General features: G+C 54.4%; 5 protein-coding genes. All 5 read left to right on the forward strand.

The genetic code is table 11. The features are described from left to right. Positions 1 to 43 precede the first annotated feature (43 nt). On the forward strand, positions 44 to 5965 hold the full coding sequence (locus DM374_RS14990) for an RHS repeat domain-containing protein (protein WP_110970557.1): 5922 nt from the start codon (positions 44 to 46) through the stop codon (positions 5963 to 5965). A gap of 176 nt (positions 5966 to 6141) precedes the next feature. After that, positions 6142 to 8187, forward strand: coding sequence for an AMP-binding protein (locus DM374_RS14995; RefSeq protein ID WP_110970558.1), 2046 nt, complete (start codon positions 6142 to 6144; stop codon positions 8185 to 8187). 4 nt (positions 8188 to 8191) lie between these two features. After that, positions 8192 to 10045 (forward strand): TubC N-terminal docking domain-related protein, encoded by a 1854-nt coding sequence (locus DM374_RS15000; protein ID WP_110970559.1) that lies wholly within the window; start codon positions 8192 to 8194, stop codon positions 10043 to 10045. Between the two features lie 242 nt (positions 10046 to 10287). Next, positions 10288 to 14445: a hypothetical protein gene (locus DM374_RS15005; protein WP_110970560.1), complete on the forward strand. Its 4158-nt coding sequence runs from the start codon at positions 10288 to 10290 to the stop codon at positions 14443 to 14445. Next, the gene (locus tag DM374_RS15010) at positions 14442 to 18860 is read left to right on the forward strand and encodes an RHS repeat domain-containing protein (protein WP_110970561.1); all 4419 of its coding nucleotides are present in this window, start codon (positions 14442 to 14444) and stop codon (positions 18858 to 18860) included. The genes DM374_RS15005 and DM374_RS15010 overlap by 4 nt, the downstream gene beginning before the upstream one ends. The last annotated feature ends 146 nt before the right edge of the window (positions 18861 to 19006 follow it).

Below are 19006 nucleotides of genomic sequence, written 5' to 3' on the forward strand. Positions count from 1 at the left end.
CACCGGTTCCCGTACGTCGAATCTGCAAGAGGAGCGCAGTGTCATGAGAGATGAAAACTCGATGGATCTTCGGAGTATTGAGCATATCCAGGTGGACCCTCTAAGCGGACAGGCTTCTGGTCGAATTTTTATTGCTAAGCTAGTGGCCAACAATCAGGTCGGGCCAGAATTTAATGTGGAGTTCATTCATCACCGCGCAGAAGAGGGGTGGCGTCTGTCGCTATCCACTATTCGACATGTGCATACAGCTTCTGCGGATTACGAGGTAACGCTTGCCAATGGAATGGCATTTAAGATGCATGGAAATTACTTGGCTACTCCATCGTTTGTCATCAAGATCAGTACCTTATCGGCGGTAATCTACTACCGCGATGGCACGGTGGAGACGTTCAGGGAAGTTGGTCCAAGCCCAAGCTTTGACGCCGACTACATCGACTACAAGTTTCTGCCAGAAAAATATAAGGAGGCGTACGATTCAGCGGTTAAAAGCCAGCCTGGTATGATGAGCGATTTGTACTTCGTGCTGGAATCAATCGCGACCCCGCTAGGACATCAATTGAGGTTCGAGTGGAAAGTCTGGCATGAAGATCGCCGGGCCACGTATGCTGATAGAGCACTTCAAAGCTATTATCGCCTGCACTCGATCAAAGATGATCATCGCACCTTGCTGATGTTTCAGGAAAACAAGCTGCATCAGCCTGACTATTTTGAACTGTTTCCCGGCGACGGAGTGGAAAATTTGAAGTGTTTCCTCTCTTACGAAAAAGCTACAAGAGTACCTGATGAAGATAAGGAGTTTAAAGATTTCTACCAGTGCGATTTTGGCAGTATTACAAAGACGCTGCTAAAGCCCTATGATTTTTCCGGTCGACTTAAGAGTTTTTCAACCAGATTTGATCCTGCGCTGGAGCCTCTTGCACAGACCATCGAGTATGAGAAAGATGGTGCTCTAAAATCTATTAAAGTGCAGTTTTCAATAAATGAGTCAAGCTCCGAAGTTCTTTCCCGCAGTGACGGAAAAGTCGTTTCGTGCAAAAGGTCAAAAGGTGCCGGGCTGAAAGAGTTGACGACTCGGTATTCTTATGAGAAAGCAGAGGAGTCGGTGTTTACCGCTTCGACAGATGATGCGGGTGAGACCAGGGTGGTCAAGTATTTCGATGCTTCGGGGCGGCAAACGAAAGAGGAAACCACCGTGCTCGGTGTAACCCGGATAGTTGAACAGCACTTGAAATTAAACGATAAAAACGGACACGCGGAGGGCAAAACCGTCGAGTTCCTGAAAGAGCAACCTTTGTCGAAGGTGACCGTTCTTTGGGAGATGGACAGCGATGGAAATCTGCTGAAGCTGGAAAAGGACAACTTGGTAACTGAGTACACCTACTGCACGACCCTTCACCACCTCAAGCAAGAGTCAAAAATTTCGAAAATCAGTAATGATGACTTCTGGAGCTACATGTTCTACCCCGTGGATGAGTTGCTGTGGGCAGGAGGAGCCGACCGCGGGTTGACGTGGGCAAAAGAAAAAGAATTGTTACTGTTCAAAGAAGCTACGGGTTTCAACCCTCGCAAGGAGACGTACAATCTTCCCATCGCGCTGACCTATCCTGGAGAGCCATATGGCTTTGACCGATTTGTAGAGTCGGAAGTCACTTATAGAAAAAATAGAAAAAAAGCGAAATATATTTCAGCCATCCATGCAAAGTTTTATTCATACAAGGCCATGAAGCCGAAGAAAAATGTGTACTCGGAAAGCTTAACGAGCGGAGAAGTTCCAGTCATTGATAAAGTGCTGACCGTGCTTGGGCCGCAGCTCGAAAAGATCTACATCTACCAAGAGCGTTACGCCGCGCTTATTGAAGCCAGCAATCCGCTATTCAAGCGAGAGTACGAGCAGCTTTTACTTGGGCAAGTAGGCGCTGGCGATATTGACTCGCTGGCCGTGAAAGACTATCTAAGTTCACTTGATGCCAAGGAGCTAAAGCAAACATTTATCGGGCTTTTGGATTCCGACAAAGTAGGCAAAGACGAAAAGGCAGGCGAAGTCGGTTTACCTAAACTCGTCGAGGTAATGATACAAAAACTCGAAAACAATTCCAGGGCACTGGACCAGCAGGCAAGTAAAAGCCCGTGGCGCTGGAAGCTGAAAAGCCATGCGAGGGCGATGACTGTAGAAACCATTGAATACAGTACTCAGGAAGCGGATTACGGTTTGCCTTCTAACGTTAAAGTGAAGTCGCTTGATATGTATGGAGCCTTGGTGAAAAGTTCGAAGGTTGGCATCACGACCACGCGCGAATTTACCGGTAGCTCTTTTAAGGTGTCAAATCTTGTCAAGTTTGAGGACGGCTCTCAGCAGACGACAGAAAAACAGTTCTCATCCTTCACCGGGCAGGCGTTAACTGAAAAAAAACAACAGCATGTTGCGCCAGCAGTGAAGGGAGTCATATTTTCAAATAACAAATTATCTGCGTCATCACATTTTGGACCGTTTATTGAAAAAATGTGTCGTTTAGATTATGGCTGGTCAAATGAGAGGGTTGTAGAAATTCTACAAATGCCTCAGGTCCAAAAGGTTGGCCTGAAAGCTTCGAAAGAAATTATTATGGACCTTTTTTACATTGCTGCTGTTATGCAGGGGGTGGAAAGCTTACATAATGACAATGAGCTCCGGCCTGATAAAGCATCTCTAGAAGGTATTAGTTCCATTGCTACTTTGGTAGATACCCAAGGCCTTGCTGAAAATATTGACCTGATCAGGCATGTTGGTCGCACCAAATTTACGGAGCTTGTTAGAAGGATGGATCCTGGTGTGGTGGCTCAAAGCGGCTTTATAGGTGTTTTAGGGGGCTCTAGCATGTGGCTAGCTCACGCGATTTCTGATATTGCAAGTGAAATCAAGCGTGAAGGCTGGGCAGACGATTATTGGCCGAGACATGAAATCAGCCCTTATTTAAAAGGTCGAGAGAAGGCATCGAATCGAATCGTTCTGTCCGACACCTTCGGGCGGCAAATCGAAGAGCGGATGGTCACGGAGAGAGAGGACGGGGAGAGCAGGGTCCATATACTGTCAAAAACGAAATATGATGAGTATGGTCGAATAGCGGAACAAATAACGTTCGACTACCTGCCCAATGGTAAAAAAAAGACGGAGCACGCTGTCACCTCATCCTACGACGCCAGGGGGGGGCGCACAGAGGTCCGTACACTTCACGATGGCAGTGGTCAGCTAATCGACACCATGACGGATGTTTATTCCACCACCTCGGCCGGCCTTTCCACGCTGAAGCGCGGGGACGCCGTATTCAAACGTGAATACGATCCCGCCACACGAACGATGACCGAGTGGGAGGAAAAGGGGTTTCCTTATTTGCAAACCCAGACCACCTACAGCACCGAAGGCTTGGTGGAAAAGGTCGAATACTTCAGCGTGACGGCAAGCGACAAGAAACATTTACTCGCACACCGGACTATCGAACATGATGACAGCGGCCGCTGTATCAAGGTCGCTCAAACCGGCAGTCAAGATAAACACTATGAATATGACGAGTTCGATCGAATGACACAGATGGTGGCGGGGGATACGACTGTCACGAATACTTATCCTGACAACTCCCCTGTTGCTGTCGCTACCACAGCCACCTTGTCTACAGAGGAATCGATGGTCGAGTTGGGGACGCAGCAGCACGACGGCGTTGGCAGAGTGTCGGCCGAGCAGCCCAAAGGACATGCGGTAACTCGATTCTCTTATGGCGATAGCGACATGAACTGGGGCAAAGACAGCAGTGTTACCAATCCCGAAAGTCTGTTGCACACCCTTGACGGATTTTCCAGCGTGCTGGACCTTTCCAAGTTCACCTACAGTGAAACGCACAATAGCCGGACCTCCGAGTCGATCTATAGCCTGCAAGGAAGTCTGGCCCAGTTTAAAGACATCGCGGGAAACATGACCGAGTTCACCTATGACCTTCACGGCAGGGTCAAAAAGATGACGACGGTGAACAAGGCGGAAACGATGTTCGAGTACGATTCCGCTGGAAAGCTGCTGAAAGAGACGGTCAGGGATCTGTCGACCAAAAAGGACATGGTGATCACGTTTGCTTATGATGTGATGGGCCACGAAACCAATCGCACATTCACCTGTAATGGTTTTGACACCCTGTCTATTGAACGCACACTATTGAGCGATGGTCGACTGAAAAAAAGCACGCTCAAGGTCAAAGGTGAAGAGTATAGAAGTGACAATTACGAGTATCAGAGTTGCGGTCGGCTAGGCAGTTGGTACTGTACAGGCCAAATGGCACCGAGCATGCCGTCGAGCGGTTATTGTACCCGCCAAGCGTTTACTTATGACGCGTTGGGCGATGTCGTCAAATGGGAGGGGGATATAACAGGACATGACGCCGTTAAAATCAAACACTACGTGTTTTCCGATAAGATGCCAGGAGCGTTGACGGAGTGTGATAACTCTGCGGCAGTCAATGACAAGCAAGGGCGTCTCATCAAGTGGCACTCCGAGACCGGCGATAATGCAGTCAGTTACTATCCTAATGGACAGGTAAAGACGATTAGTAATGGCAATTCCGATCATTCATGGGAGTTGAAGTACGATAGTTCCGGATGTGTTCGTGTAGTGCTGAATAACCTAATAAATAAAACCTATCACTATCGGGGAGAGAAGATTTATGCCGAACATGTGGTGGGCGGGCAAGGTTCGAATTATCAAGATCGTACTATCCTCCTCCTGAACGATAGCTCCAGTTGCCTGTTACAGCAGGTTCACACCAAGGCAAAAGCTGACAGTGACGCGGTGATTTCCACGACGTTTGAATTACGCGATGCGGCAGGAAGCATTTTTGCCAGTTATGACCTTGCTACCAAAAAGGTTCGATACACCAGTTATACACCCTACGGTGTTGGTGCTACTCCAGCTAACAAGAGCTGGCTGGGTTTCAAGGGTGAACCGATGACCGAGTCGGGGGGGTATCTTCTAGGTAATGGTTATCGCCTGTATGATCCCCTGTTACATCGCTTTACTTCGCCGGACTCCTGGAGCCCGTTCGGGCCGGCCGGTGCCAATCGTTACTCCTATTGCTGCGGCGATCCGGTCAATTATCACGATCACAACGGACACATGATTGAAGTGTGGAGCGAAAAGCGCCGCCTGGACGAGCCCATTTTGAATGGTCCGGTGAATATAGTGGCGATGACACTCAACATTGCCAGTATCGCTCTGGCCCCTTTCACCGGTGGCGGAAGTCTTGGATTGCGGATTGCGGCCACTGCGATCGCTACTGCATTCGCTGGTGTGTCTACAGTATCCATGGCCATTGCACCCAGTTCCCCAAGGCTAGCGATCGCACTGGATGCCTTTGCGCTTATTGGCGGGCGAGCGGCGGGCGGTCTCTTTGCACGTGCCGCGCGTAGTTCTCGACTAGCGGCGAGCAAGGGATTGATAGACACAGCAACATCGCGTTCGCGTAATTTGAAGGGTCTGAATCGCATCGACGACGCCGTTGACGTTATGCAAGGAGTCCTACTGACTAATAACGTGAACGATTGGATGCTCAGTGAGAGCTCATGGAACGAAAGCAATTTTCCTGTTGAGTACTCTTCATCGTTTCTTACTCAAACCGCGACGGGCGACCGATATACTCCCCGGTTGCTAGATGCTCTTCCCGCGATCCCGGTCGATCAGTTTCTGATCGGTTGCCCGCTGTTTCAGGCTGCTATTGCAAAGGCCTGGCCGAATCAGGAAAAAATCGATGTTAACGCACTCATCAAACAGTATGTGAGCGCAGTGGGCACGGCAAACATGCAGGATTTTAGTGCATTGCCGGCTGGAAACAGGCTATTCAATGGCATGACCTTGTATGGCGCACATTACAACCAGCCGGACGGAATGTTCTGCCACGGCAACTCGATTTTCGTAGCCGACGGGCATGCAGGAATCAAACCTTCTTCCTGACTCAGTTCTTGAAATATGCACTGAAAGCCGTCGCACGCGTATCAGTCAGGGTGGAAACAGGCCAGAAAGATCGGGATAGGCTCGATATTCGGGGATCGTGAATGAGCTCCCGGCCTGTTTTCACCTGCGAATGGTCGCGTGCGGATGGATGCCGTACATAGGCTAAGGAGGTAGTGATGACCCAACCGCAGAGCTCTGAAACCGATACCCCATACCGTTCATTGGTTGACGTGCTGCGGGCCCGCGCCCGGGTGCCAGCTTCGACCGGTTTGACCTACCTCCAGGGCGGCGAGCACGAACTGGAACGGATGACCTGGCAGCAACTCGATGCGGCGGCACGGACTGTGGCTATCCGGCTCTGTCAGATAACGTCTCCCGGCAACCGCGCATTGCTGCTTTTTCCGCAGGGCTACGCTTTTCTGGTTGCCTTCTTTGGTTGCCTCTACGCGGGTGTCGTTGCGGTGCCCGCGTATCCGCCCAAGCGCAACCAGAAACAAACGCGCTTGCAAGCCATCATCGACGACGCCCAACCGGGGTTGGTACTCACCACCGCGTCTCTGCTCGGTGAGTGTGAACGCCAGCTACCGTCCGTGATTCGATGTGTTGCAGTCGATAGCGATGAGGCTCCGCCGGCTGATGCCGTGTGGGTTCACCCCGACACCGGGCCGGCGGATCTGGCTTTTCTCCAGTACACCTCTGGGTCGACGGGAAGCCCGAAAGGCGTAATGGTCAGCCACGGCAATCTGATCAGTCATCTCAGTGCGTTGCAGGACACCTACGCGGTGACCCCCGAGAGCGTAATGGTGTCCTGGCTGCCCAGCTTTCATGACTTGGGCCTGATCTACGGGTTGTTGTTGCCACTGTATGCCGGCTGCGCCTGTTACTTCATGGAGCCTGCGGCATTTTTCCAGCGGCCCGCCCGTTGGCTCGAAGCTCTGTCGCGATACGGCGGCACCCACGCGGCTTCGCCTGACATTGGCTACGAGCGCTGCATAACCGAGATGACCCAGGAGCAATGCGCCGCACTTACCTTGGGACGATGGCGTTGCGCGCTGAATGGCGCGGAACCGGTACGTTACGAAACGCTGCAAGGATTCGTCGAAAAGTTTGCGATCGCCGGTTTCCACGAAAACGCTTTCGCACCTTCCTATGGATTGGCCGAAGCCACACTGGTGGTCACGGCTGGCGGCCAAGGCACGTGTTGGCGCGAGGTATCGGCTGCGGGACTTGAACAGGGCCGCATCGTCCTGGCGCCTTCCGGCCTGGACAGCCGTCGTCGTGTGCTGTGTGGCTGCCCGATAAAAGCGGTCGAGGTGTCGATCGTCGACCCTGAAACCCATGTGCCCTGCCAGCCTGGCCAGGTGGGAGAAATCTGGGTGAGGGGCCCCGGTGTTGCACAGGGTTATTGGCGAAAAGCCCAGGCCACCGAGGAGACCTTCAAGGCCGTCCCCGCCGGCGGGCGCCATCCGTACCTGCGCACTGGCGACCTCGGCGGGCTGGTGGAGGGGCAACTGCTGATCACCGGGCGCCGCAAAGACATGCTTATCCTGAGCGGTAGAAACATCTATCCCCAGGATGTCGAGTCAGCGGCGGCATCGGCGCACGACGCCTGCCGGGGTGTAAGTAACGCCGCCTTTGCCATCGACTGCGATCAGCGTGAGAGCCTGGTGCTGGTTCAGGAGATCAAGCGCACGGCGCTACGCTCGTTTGACTCCGTCCTCACGGCCAATGCCATTCGCCGTGCGGTGCTGAGCGAGGTAGAGGCCCCAATCGAATACATCCTCTTCGTCAAGCCGAACCAGGTGCTGCGCACCTCGAGCGGCAAGGTCCAGCGCGCCGCGTGCCGTCAGGCAGCATGCAACGGCGCCCTGGAGTGTGTGGGGCAGTGGAGTGCCAACGGGCAGGATTTTCCATTGAACATGGGGCCAGCCACGGCGCAGGGCTTGCGCTGTCTTTCTGCGCAAACGGTGCTGCAAGGGCAGTTGCTCGAGAGCATCAGGCTGTTCTCGAACACGCCCCTCGATCAGATCGATATGTCCCGGCCCATGCTGCATTACGGCCTCGATTCCATGGCGATGCACCACATTGCACTCGCGCTGGAAGAGGTGGCGGGGTTGCCGGTTTCCGCGAAAGACCTGCAACTCGCCGCCACGATAGATGAAGTGGTCCGTGTCATCGCAGCGGCCATCGACCAGGCCGATCTCGAGTTCATGGAGGTTTGAAACCATGCCATCCACAGCATTTTCCGAATACGCTTCGCCGCCAGTCGAAGCCTTGCTCGATACCTTGAAAGCACGCCAGGTTTATCTGTGGCGCGAGGAGAGGCGTTTGCGCCTGCGAGCGCCAAAGGGAGCGCTGGAGCCTGCCTTGCTGGCGCAGATCCTGCGCCTTAAGGCAGAGGTGCTGGACCTGCTCGAACGCCATGAGCAATGTGAAAGCGCCGACGGGAATCAGGACACTCCACTTACGCCACAGTCAATCAGCGTCCTGATTGGCGGGCCTGGCAACGCGACGCCTTTACTCTCCCCCGAGGCAATGGCGCGCGGACTGACCGTCACTTTTCATCCTTTGCCCGCAAACTGCGATCCGCAGATAACAGTCTTCGTCGACGGATTGGCGGAGCTTTTGAAGGAGCAGGGCGTCAATGTGCTGAGCTGGGACCAGGCACAGGTACGACGAAACACCACGGAGCGTTCGAGCCGCTTTGGCAAACCCCGCACGTTACTCTCCAGCAGCGTGGACGCCGTGTTCAATGTCGAAGGCTCCCGCGCCCTTGCTTCACATCTGCGCGTGGCGATGGCGGAGTGGGTGTATCGATTGACTGCGGGGCGCGTGACCTCATCGATTACCCGGATCCTGCATAGCCTTGCCTGGCTGGATGATGATTTGCTGAATCGGCTGGAGGACCCCTTCAAAACCCAGATCGTGATCATCCGCCCGCTCGATCCCAGGCTGACAGCCCCGGCTACGTCGTACCGGGAAAAAATCCGCATCGGCCTAGACGTCTTGTTTCGCTCATTTGCCCAGATCGCCCTGAACGTCGCTGCGCAACATGTTTCCCTTTTGAACCTGAACCTGTGCGACACCGTATACCCAAGGTCCGAGCTACCGGCGATGGTGCTCAATTCATTGATCCCCAAGTTGTACGTACCCATCCGCCCTATCCCGATAAGTCGATTCGAATGGGGGGCGTTCAGTCCCGACGCTTCACCATATGCCGCACGTCTCATTGAACTGAGCCAGCGCCTGGCACCCGGTGGACTGTTCCCGACGGGCTCGGCGTTCAGTTCGATCATTCGACGGCGATCGCGACGGGATATCTTCGACCAGATGGCCGATGGACGAGCGGGTGTGTCCTATGGCTTCGTGGCGTGGCTGGAGCCACCGCGCTTTGCCGAAGGCGACCGCGTGATAGACACACAGGCCTGGGAAACCCTCGCCCCGATCGAGCATCTGCCATCAACGCACATAAGGCAGGCGGCTTCCGGGCATTGGTACGTCAAGTTGGAGATCAAGGGCGAACGCGCCTGCGTGCAAGTGCCTGACCTATGGCTGCTGAGTTCCAGGTCCGGCGCGGACAAAACCGCGTTGACGCCTGCCGATGTCGTGCGCGTCGGGCTGTCGAAAGGACGATTCCACCTGCAACAGGCTGACCACCATCCATCGGGCGCTCCGTTGCGCCCTTCGTATGACTTGTACGTCATGTTCGCCGTTGCAATGGCGGCGGCCCTCCATGCACCGGCGCTGCTGGAGCGCGGCGGCCCCTTGATCCATTTCCATGGCTATCCGGCCCCGGACTGGTTTGAACAAGGAGAGTTCTGCGCGGGAACCCTCAACCCTTCGATGCCGTGCGGAACACTGGAGTCGGGTGTGTTCAACTTTCTGGCCATGGCCGACATAGTGCAACGGCATGAATCCAGCAAGCTCATCGCCATTGCCGAGCCTGATCACGGCGTCAATATCTTTGCTACCGAACCGGACTATTTGATCCGGCGTCTGGAAGAGGGACTTGCGCGCCAGCAAATAGAACTGGGCGGCAAGTTTTATCCTGCGTTGCGAGCGCAGGCGGAGAATGTGTGAGTGTTCAATGGCCGGCGTGGCGAAGCGCTGTCGAGGACGACTAATCCATCATGATGACAGTTAATTAGTTACCCGGTAACTGACAAAAATGTCAGTTCGCTCGCCTGGTTTTTTATCTCCAAACGCTCTGAATCACAGAAAAAAGACAATTACACTAGTTGGTAAAGGCGGCAATTGTTGTGAGGCGCTCTTCGTTAATAACGGGTGTGAAATACCCGATACCCACGTGCGGAGTTCAATAAATGCTGAATCATGAAGCTAATGACATCCTGCCTTCCATGGTCGGTTTTGAAGGGGATAGTGTGGGGGCCGGCGAACACTGCTGGCGTAGTCCGGGTTTCCTTTTGGCGGATCGAGACCTGGGCGCAGGAGAGCGTATTCATGCCTGGATCATCAGGGAGAGTGACGGGCGCATCATGAAAACCGTTACCTTTACTGCGAGCAAAGATAACGCGGCGCTTTCCAAATGGCCGGCGGCCTTTCTCGCCGCCATTAACGCCGCGCCGGTGGCCAGCGACGAACCGCGGTATTTAAGTGCAGGCAAACTTAGTGACAACGGTGGGCTTGAGGTGTCCGCTGATGGCAGCCCTTCGTCAGAAACATTTTCCAAGATGTCAGCCGCGGAGAAAACCGCGGTCAACCGTCTCTGGTACTACGAGGGTGGCTATCGACTCTTTACCTCTGCGCCGTTCATTGCCAACCAAGTGATCGCAGCCCCTATGCCGAAGCATGACTTGACAGCGGATGAAAGTATCGCCGTCCAGGTGCGCGACAGAACCAGCCTTACATTGTATGAAAGCTTTGTTTTTACGCCGGAAAACGAAAATAGCCGCAAGGCGATCATCTGGCATGAGGCGCTTTGCAAACAGATTGCTGAGATAAACAAGGAACCCACCAGTACGTATGGAATGTTGCGTGCGGGCAAACTGGATGAGGACAAGGTGTCCGTCGCTACCGCCAAGGCGGACAATGCACTCTGGATACCCCAGTTTTCAAACCTGTCGGTGGAAGTTGAACCTGTCACCTGGCAGAAATACAGAACCGTGACGAAGTTCAAACCCACTGTTGAGGCAGTCATTCAGTGTGTTGTCTACGACCGTTACTCGGGAGCCCAACTGCCAGGCTCGCCGTTCAGTTACACGGTCAACAATGATGATTTCGCCACATGCATGGCTTCGCTTGCAGACGAGCTGAAGGATTCGCCATTGAGTTCTTACGTGCGGCTCGCTGGCGCTACTGTTGATGCCAAGCCATCAGACAGCCAGAACCTGTGGATCATGGGGCTCCCCGTCAGAGTGGTGACACTGGGGCTGCCCGGCGTGGACGCTGTCCATGAAAAAGCGCTGGAAACCCTTGAAGGCGTGCCACTGACCCTGGGTGAGTTGTTTGACACCTATAAAAACGGCATACGCATCACGCTGTGTGATCGGTGGAGTGGTCGGGTTGTACATGCCTGGACATTTGAGCCGAGCGATGCCGACAAGGCTGCACGTGATGTCTGGGTAAGATCGCTTTGTGCGTCTCTCGGCTCGAAGTTCGCTACTGATGCGCCTTTTGTGGGGTTTGGTGAAAAATCGGCTCAGTTTGTTGCGCCCGCTGTTACGGATAAACATGTTGAAGTGTGGACACTGTGGCTGCCCCCTGAGGCAGAAATGGTAGTGCATGTCGAATCGTGGACTTCGAAGGTAAAGAAAAAGGAGGAAAAATTCTCTCCAGTGGGCACCGAACTGAACTTTCTGAGAGACAGATTGGCAATTGAAGAGTTACTGAGCATTACGGCGACGAAAGGTCTTATGGGTAACCACGAAAAGATATATTATGATGATGAAGATTATTTTTCAAAGTTCCTGATGTGGCGCACAAATAATGAATTTGTTTTCATTAGATTCAGGCCGATCAAGGAAGTGTCGGACTGGATGGGTAGTGATACCAAGAGGAGTGAACTATTTGGGCTAATAGAGCTAAACGCTCTTCCCGATGATATTTATGCCAAAGACGTTATCAGGACTGCAGTAGGTAAGGCCGGTGCTTCCGCCCTGGCAGCCTCTCGCGTTGCGCGGAAAGATGGTTTTTACGCTGAAGAAAAACTGTGGCAGTTACGGCTGCCCTCTACCTGCCGGATTAATGAATGCCTGGCTTGCACTGAAAGCAATGTAATCTTAAGCGTTACTGATTGCGGTGGCGTGAGCAGTAAGTTGTTGGAAATCCTTCACTCACTCTACATGCTCATGCTTGAGTGCGGAGGGTATGACTTTGCGAGGAAAAAAAGTTCCGTATTGGTAATAATGAGGGCGCTGGAGAAACTGATCGTAGACGGGGTTCCGGGTGCTCTGAAGTTGTTTGAGGCGTTCAATAATGCGGCAGGAGCTGAAATACTAACGCGTGAGTATTTAGTTACGCTCATCGACGAATGGCTTTCCAATGAGACTCCGCTAACGGACGACCTTAAGAGTAAACTGAAGCAGGAACTCGGAGGGGCACTAGGCAATGGAAAATGGCCAAGCGTAACTGAAATGCTTGGACTGCTCGAAACCAAAGCTACGCCTGAAAGCCTCAAGGTTTTTGGAATGCTCAAGCCGTTTGAGGTGTTTGAATCGGTTTGCTCAGGCAGTGTGCTAGCTAATATTCTTTCTGTTTCGAGTCTGCCCACCTTTACTCTGAATGTACAATTACTTTCTGGCATTACTGAGTCGGGCGTTCGGTTTATCTCCAATACTTCAGAGCAATACGCTGCGCAGCGCGTGGTATCAGTCCCAATGACGAGAAAAGAACACATATATTTTTCTCCATTTAGTGGGCGCTATCAGCAACATGGTGGCATTCACCTCCATATTCCGAACGGGATGAATATCACGCCAAACTTTCCGCTCGCTCGCGCCAGCTATGTCAGCGAGTCTGGTATTACCAGCGCTGCGGCGTCAGCACTCACTATCAATCCGCCAATCACCGGCTGGGTCTTTGTTCCCCGGGATTCGCTCTGTGCCGATTACGCCAACACACTGGGATCGGAAGTTTATGACATCAGTGGTGCCACCGAGAACGGCGTAGACCCCCGAACCGGCCTTTTTCACGCGCATTATCCAGTGGGCACCATTCGCGGGCTCAATGGTGAAGGCCCTGAAGTTGATCTCACCCTGCACTATTCGGCTACCCGGGCCAATGAAAGTGCTCTTGGTGATGGCTGGGCGTTTCGCTTTTCATCTTATGACAATCGCCTGCACCGGCTCATGTTGAGCACCGGTCAGACACTGACATTGACCTCTGAGCATATACAGGGCGCGCTAGGTGAAAATTACTTGCCTATCAATGGCGTCACGCTGACGGCAGCGGAAGGCTCGTTCGACGAACTGACCAGCCTGTCGGTGATATTCCCCTCCGGGCGAAAGGAAGTGCTTGGCAAACCCAGTAAGCACGACGGCGAAGAGGCCAGCGAGCACTACAAGACGGCCTATGTGAAAAAGCTCGAGACGGTCCAAAGCAACCTGGAACAGTGGCTCAGAGAGAGTGGGCTAACGAGCGAAGACAGAAAAAAACTCACGACGAATCTTGACTCAATCAAAAAGCAAAAAGAGGAAGCCAGCCGCAAGGCGTTGATCCTGGTGCCGGGCTCCATCAGTTCCCCACAGGGTGGGTCACTGACACTGAAGTGGGAGGGGAAAAAGGGCCATGTGCTGCTGAGGAGCATCTGTGACGGCAAGGTGGATTTGTTGACTGCAAAACACTCGCTCCCTGTCGCCAGCGGAAAATACGCCAGCAAATTCACGGTCTGGCCGGGCACCGTAGAAGAGTACAGCGTCAAGCTGGAGATCACCGATTGTCTGCTGACCACACTGAAGCGCCAAGGTAAAAGTGACGACTTGCCAACGCAGACGGTGGTGTTCGGCTACTGCGATGACCCGGTGCTGGACCGGGTGCTGAACTCGGTGGCTGAAGAGGACGGTTCGCTGGAAGCGGTGAGCTATTTAACGAACTGGAAAACCTGGAACCCCCGCGTCAGTCCTATGCCACTGCCACGGGTAGAGCGCCATACCTTGGTTCCGGGCGCCGGCCAATCCGTCATCAGTCACACCTGGCAGTGGAGTGGTGTTAATAACGCTCTGGAAAAAGAAGGCGATTCATTTTCCTCCACGCAAACCCTGGATCTGGGCGATGGCGTAGGCGGTTCGTACACCCGACGCACCTGGACACTCAAGAACGGCTATAGCGTGCAAACCGAGATCGTTGAGGGAGTTCCGGGAGCTTCCCGCCGGACTACCCGGATGGAATACCCGAACACCGTCAGCGGCAGCACCCTCACGGCCCAATACCGCTGGGCAACCCAGCCGATCAAAACCACGGTGACCACCGAAGACTTGCGGCCAACGCCCGCCACCCCCGCCGCGCAGGAGAAAGTGTCATGAGCCAGGCAACAGTAAACACTTCTGTGACAGAAACCACTCTCGTGACCTGTGATCCCGAGCAGGGACTTCCGGTGAAGATAGAGGCAGGAGACGGCCAGACCGTTCACCTTTGCTATTACCCTGCGAGCCCCACGGCGGGTCATGCCGATCGCAGCGATCATGTCCCTGCCGTGAAGGAGCTGATAACGGGCCTCACGCTGGAAAACACTGCTGCCACGCCGTTGTCAGACGCCATGGCGCTGACGTGCCCGGTGATACATGACACAACGCTACCGCCCCTGATGGCCCAGTATCAGTTTCTGGCATTTTCGGATGGCAGTGTCTCTGAGGCGACGTTAACCCTCTACGGTTATGCAACAGCAACAAAAGACCAGGCGGGCATACTGACGCCGGATACGGTCCTGACCCTGGAAGGCGTGGTAGTGGACACCACCACCGTGCCCTGGACGGTGACAAAAGGTACGAAACGCAAAGGCCTGTCGGTGGACCTGCAGCAGATCGAACGTAAAAAAGCTCCAGGCGTGCTCACAACCGTGACCACGGCTACGGTCTGGTACAAGGACAACGGTGCTCGCCAGACCCGCAAGTTGGAGGAGACCTTGACTTCAGATGAAGCTACACGGATGTTGCGGGCGAAAAGTGAAACCACTGTGAAGCTTGAAAAGAATGAACTGACACCCGTCCTGTCACAGCACATCCGGTCTGCGCGCAGCGGGCGGATAGTCCGTGAGACACAGCAGGATGGCCTGGGGCGCCCGGAAACGATGCTGTACCACACCTACGATGCCCGTGACCGGCGGCTCGGCAGCACAAGTTACCCCTATGACGAAACACACTTTTCAAGTGGCTCGACGCCAGAGGAAGGGCAGGTTGAGGAAACTGTCAAGTGGCGGGATACCCACAACGGCACCTGGGTCAGCACCACCGGTCCGGATGGGCGTTGGGGGCGAGTGTTGCTCGATGGCCTGCAGCGCCCGGTACGCTGGGAGTTGCAGCGCACGCCCGGCACTGACGACGCGGACAGCAATTATGTCTGCCTCCAGGAGATGAGCTACGGTGCCGACGGTGAAGTCACGCAGCAGTGCGTGTATGACTATTTCCCTGGTGGATTATGCCTGCGCAACGACGGCATCGCCCTGCCGGACAACCTGCGTGACTGGTTCTGGCATGCAGAAAACGCCACCCATAAAACCGATGCGGAGCAAGGCGATAGCCTAATAACCGAAACCATGACTGGCACGTTGCTCAAAGGCCCGCAGCACGCAGTGGAGACGATGCAGCGTAATCACGGGGACGGGCAGGTGACGCTTAAGCAGACCCACAAACGCTGGGATGCTGGCAGCGGTAAGTTGAAGGACAGCGGGGTGTCGGTCGAAGAGCGCATCAATGCCAAGGGGCAACGAATACTCCTCACGGAAACGCTGCCCGAAAGAAAGGGTGTATTTGAGCTTAAGTGGGAAACCGTCTATGACGAACTTGGTCGGCGTACGCAAATCAATGCGCCTGACGGACGGGTGGTGCAATGGGCATACCAAGGGCTTAGTACCACACCTACGCAAATCAGCGTGAAAGGCAAAGACGGCAAGGAAACGGTGGTGGGTAAACAGACCCTGCGCAGTGCTGGTAACTCGGGGGATAAGGTGGAGACCCGCACGGTGGGCGCATCGGGCTCATCGCTGACCTTCAAGTTTGACGACGACGGGCATGTCCGTCCGGACAACACACGCCTCTATCGCGAGCGCAGTGTCGACGGCAATACCGTGTCCTGGTATGCCGAGAAAAAACCTGAACCCAAAGCACAGTTGGTCAAGTTCGAATACAACGCCGTAACGCAGGCGATCAGGACTGAGCGAAGTGCCACCGAGGACAATCTGCAAAGCGTCATCAGCAGCACACATTCGTCGCCGCAGCTTCTGGGCTTGTACCTTATTGACCGCGTGGTGCGTGGCGTCAAACAGGAGCGGCGCAGCCTGCATTCGCTGCGAGGGGAGACTGCGGGCGGCTTGCATCCCAATGCTGTTTTCAGTCGGGCCTGGGGTGATAGCCAAAATCGGCGCAACCGAGTGCGGCGCGGCCACTTCGAGTACCGCTATCGTTATGGCGCGCAAGGCGAGTGCGAGTCCATCGCCGTAGAGGACATGCGCACCGGGCACAAGCAAACGGTTGCATACCGTTACGACGAATCCGGCCGGGAAGTAGAACGTACTTACCACCTGGATGGGCTCATCAAAAGCCGCTATGTCCAGACCTGGACCGCTATCGGCCAGCTCTCCAGCAAGGTCTGGTACCGAAACGGCGCAAGCGATCCGTCCAGAACCGAAAATTTTACGTATTACCGCAAGCGCGATGAGCTGATAGGTTGGACCGTCAAGGCAGACAAGGACTATGAAATCCGCAATGCGAGAGGTGATGCCCTCAACAAGCAGACCTATACCTACGACGCACTGGGGAATGTCCTGACCTGCACTACGACGTTCTCAAATGAAGAGACGGAAAAGCGGTCTTACGGCTACGAGGACGCCGCACACCCGACCCGGCGGACCAGTGTCAGCGTGACGCGGACTGCGAAAGGGGGCACTGCCGGCACGCCAACCAAATTGCAGCTGAGCTATGACGATAACGGCAACCTCAAGACCAGCGAACACCAGCAGACACTGACCTATACCCACACGGGCCAGTTGCAGTCGGTGAAGGCAACTGGCAGCGCCGCCGCCCTCACGACCTATGAATATGACGAGCAGGGTCGCCTGGCGGCCCAGTGGGATGAGGCGAACAAGCAGCGTCGCGTGTTGCAATACAGCGACCATCAGTTGTGCGGCGAAGTCTGGCTGGATGAAAAGGGAAATGCCGTGAAGCGGCGCGTGCTGGATGAAGAGGCAGGCTTGGTGGTGCAGGTGCGCAAAGGTCAGGGGACAAGTGAAACTGCGCAGACCCTTTTCATCCTGCCCGACCCACAGAACGGCGGAGGGGAGGAGTTCTGGCTGGACGACAAGGGCGAATGGGCAAACCGGTCCATCGGCTTCACCCCGTGGGGTGAAGCTTGCCTGGAAGGCCTGAACGCCATGAACAGCGGGCTGGGTTATAACGGTCAGCGCGTGGATCCGGTGACTGGAAGCTACCATCCCGGGCACGGTTATCGGGTGTATGACCCGCAGCACCAGGCGTTCTATCAGGGCGACAGCCTGAGCCCGTTCGGCGAAGGCGGACTGAATGACCGGGCCTACTGCGCCGGCAGGAACCCGGTGAACTGGCATGACCCGAGCGGGCACATCATGCTGAGTCGTCGGGAGGAGTACCAAAGCCTGGCCTCGCTGGACGACATGATCCGGGACACGGCGCCGCCTCAGCATGAGCCGGCGGCATGGTGGGAATGGTGGTTGCTCGTGGTTGGTTTTGCTGCTTCGATTGCCTTCGCCATAATGACAGGCGGCGTAGGGGGCGCCTTGATGCTGGCAGTCGGAATGGCGGCCTTCGGATTGGGAGCAACCGCGCTGGCACTCAAGCAGAGTAATCCTTTGCTGTCTGATAAGTTGGGATGGGCAGCGTTCGGCCTAGGTATCGGTGAGGCCGTAGGTGGCCTGGTGAAAGTCGGCGTGGGGATACTGGCGAAGAGTTTGCGTGCTGGTCTTCAAGGGTTGAGCAACTTGCGCAATGTGGTGAAATTGCACGGAGTTGGTGGGCTGTTTAAAGCGTCGCGGGGGGAGCGTTATTTGAGCCCTTCGGTGAATCTTCGCAATGGGCTCTCCGCATCGCGCCCTATGAGTACGAAAGTCACCCGAGTCATGGAACGAGCGAATCCTAACTTGACAGGGAATGCGTGGACCCAGTATGACCTGGGCCACGGCCCGGCGTTTGAACTGTATGCAACGCCGGGAGCCAATCGCCTTGTTATTGATGCGCATGGGCTTCCCGTGAAAGGTCTTTCTTTCAAAGGAAGCGCCGTCCCTGAGCATTTTTCTGCATCAAACGTGAAAAAATTTGGATTTTATGCAGATCAAGGGTTCAAAATTGATATGCAAGGGCACAACTACGACGATGTAATGCGTGGGGTATTTACTCCAAAAAACAACTATCCAGGCGGAAAAGTTCCAAATTACTTGCTTTCAGAGTTTACGACTGCGGAACATATTAAGGAGCTGGATAAATTTGGGAAAATACCGAATTTCGATGCCGGGAAAACGTTTGGACTTGCTGCAAACTCAGCGGGTGTGGATTTCCTAAAGCCGTTGCAGCACGTGACTCTGGAGCAAATCATGACGAAGCTGGCGAGTGATGGTTACCACTACGATGTCGTGGATGGATTGTTCTGTCGCGGTAGTTTTAGCCGACTTGATATGCCAGGCTTTGCGAAGGCAGGTTTGCATGAGGTGTTCAAAAGCTTTGACCGATTTAAGGGTATTCGGATGATACCTTGAGCCTTTAGTTGCCTTAACCCGTCGCGAACCAACATCGCTTGGTTCGCGACGGACTGAAAACCCTCTGGGCAAGTGAGCCTCCCTACAACCGCCACCTTCACCCAGCCCGCAAAAACACCCCCAATCCGCTTAGTCTCAACGGACGA

Origin of the sequence: Pseudomonas huaxiensis, from assembly GCF_003231275.1 — a bacterium.
In the GTDB taxonomy this organism is placed as follows: Bacteria; Pseudomonadota; Gammaproteobacteria; order Pseudomonadales; family Pseudomonadaceae; genus Aquipseudomonas; species Aquipseudomonas huaxiensis.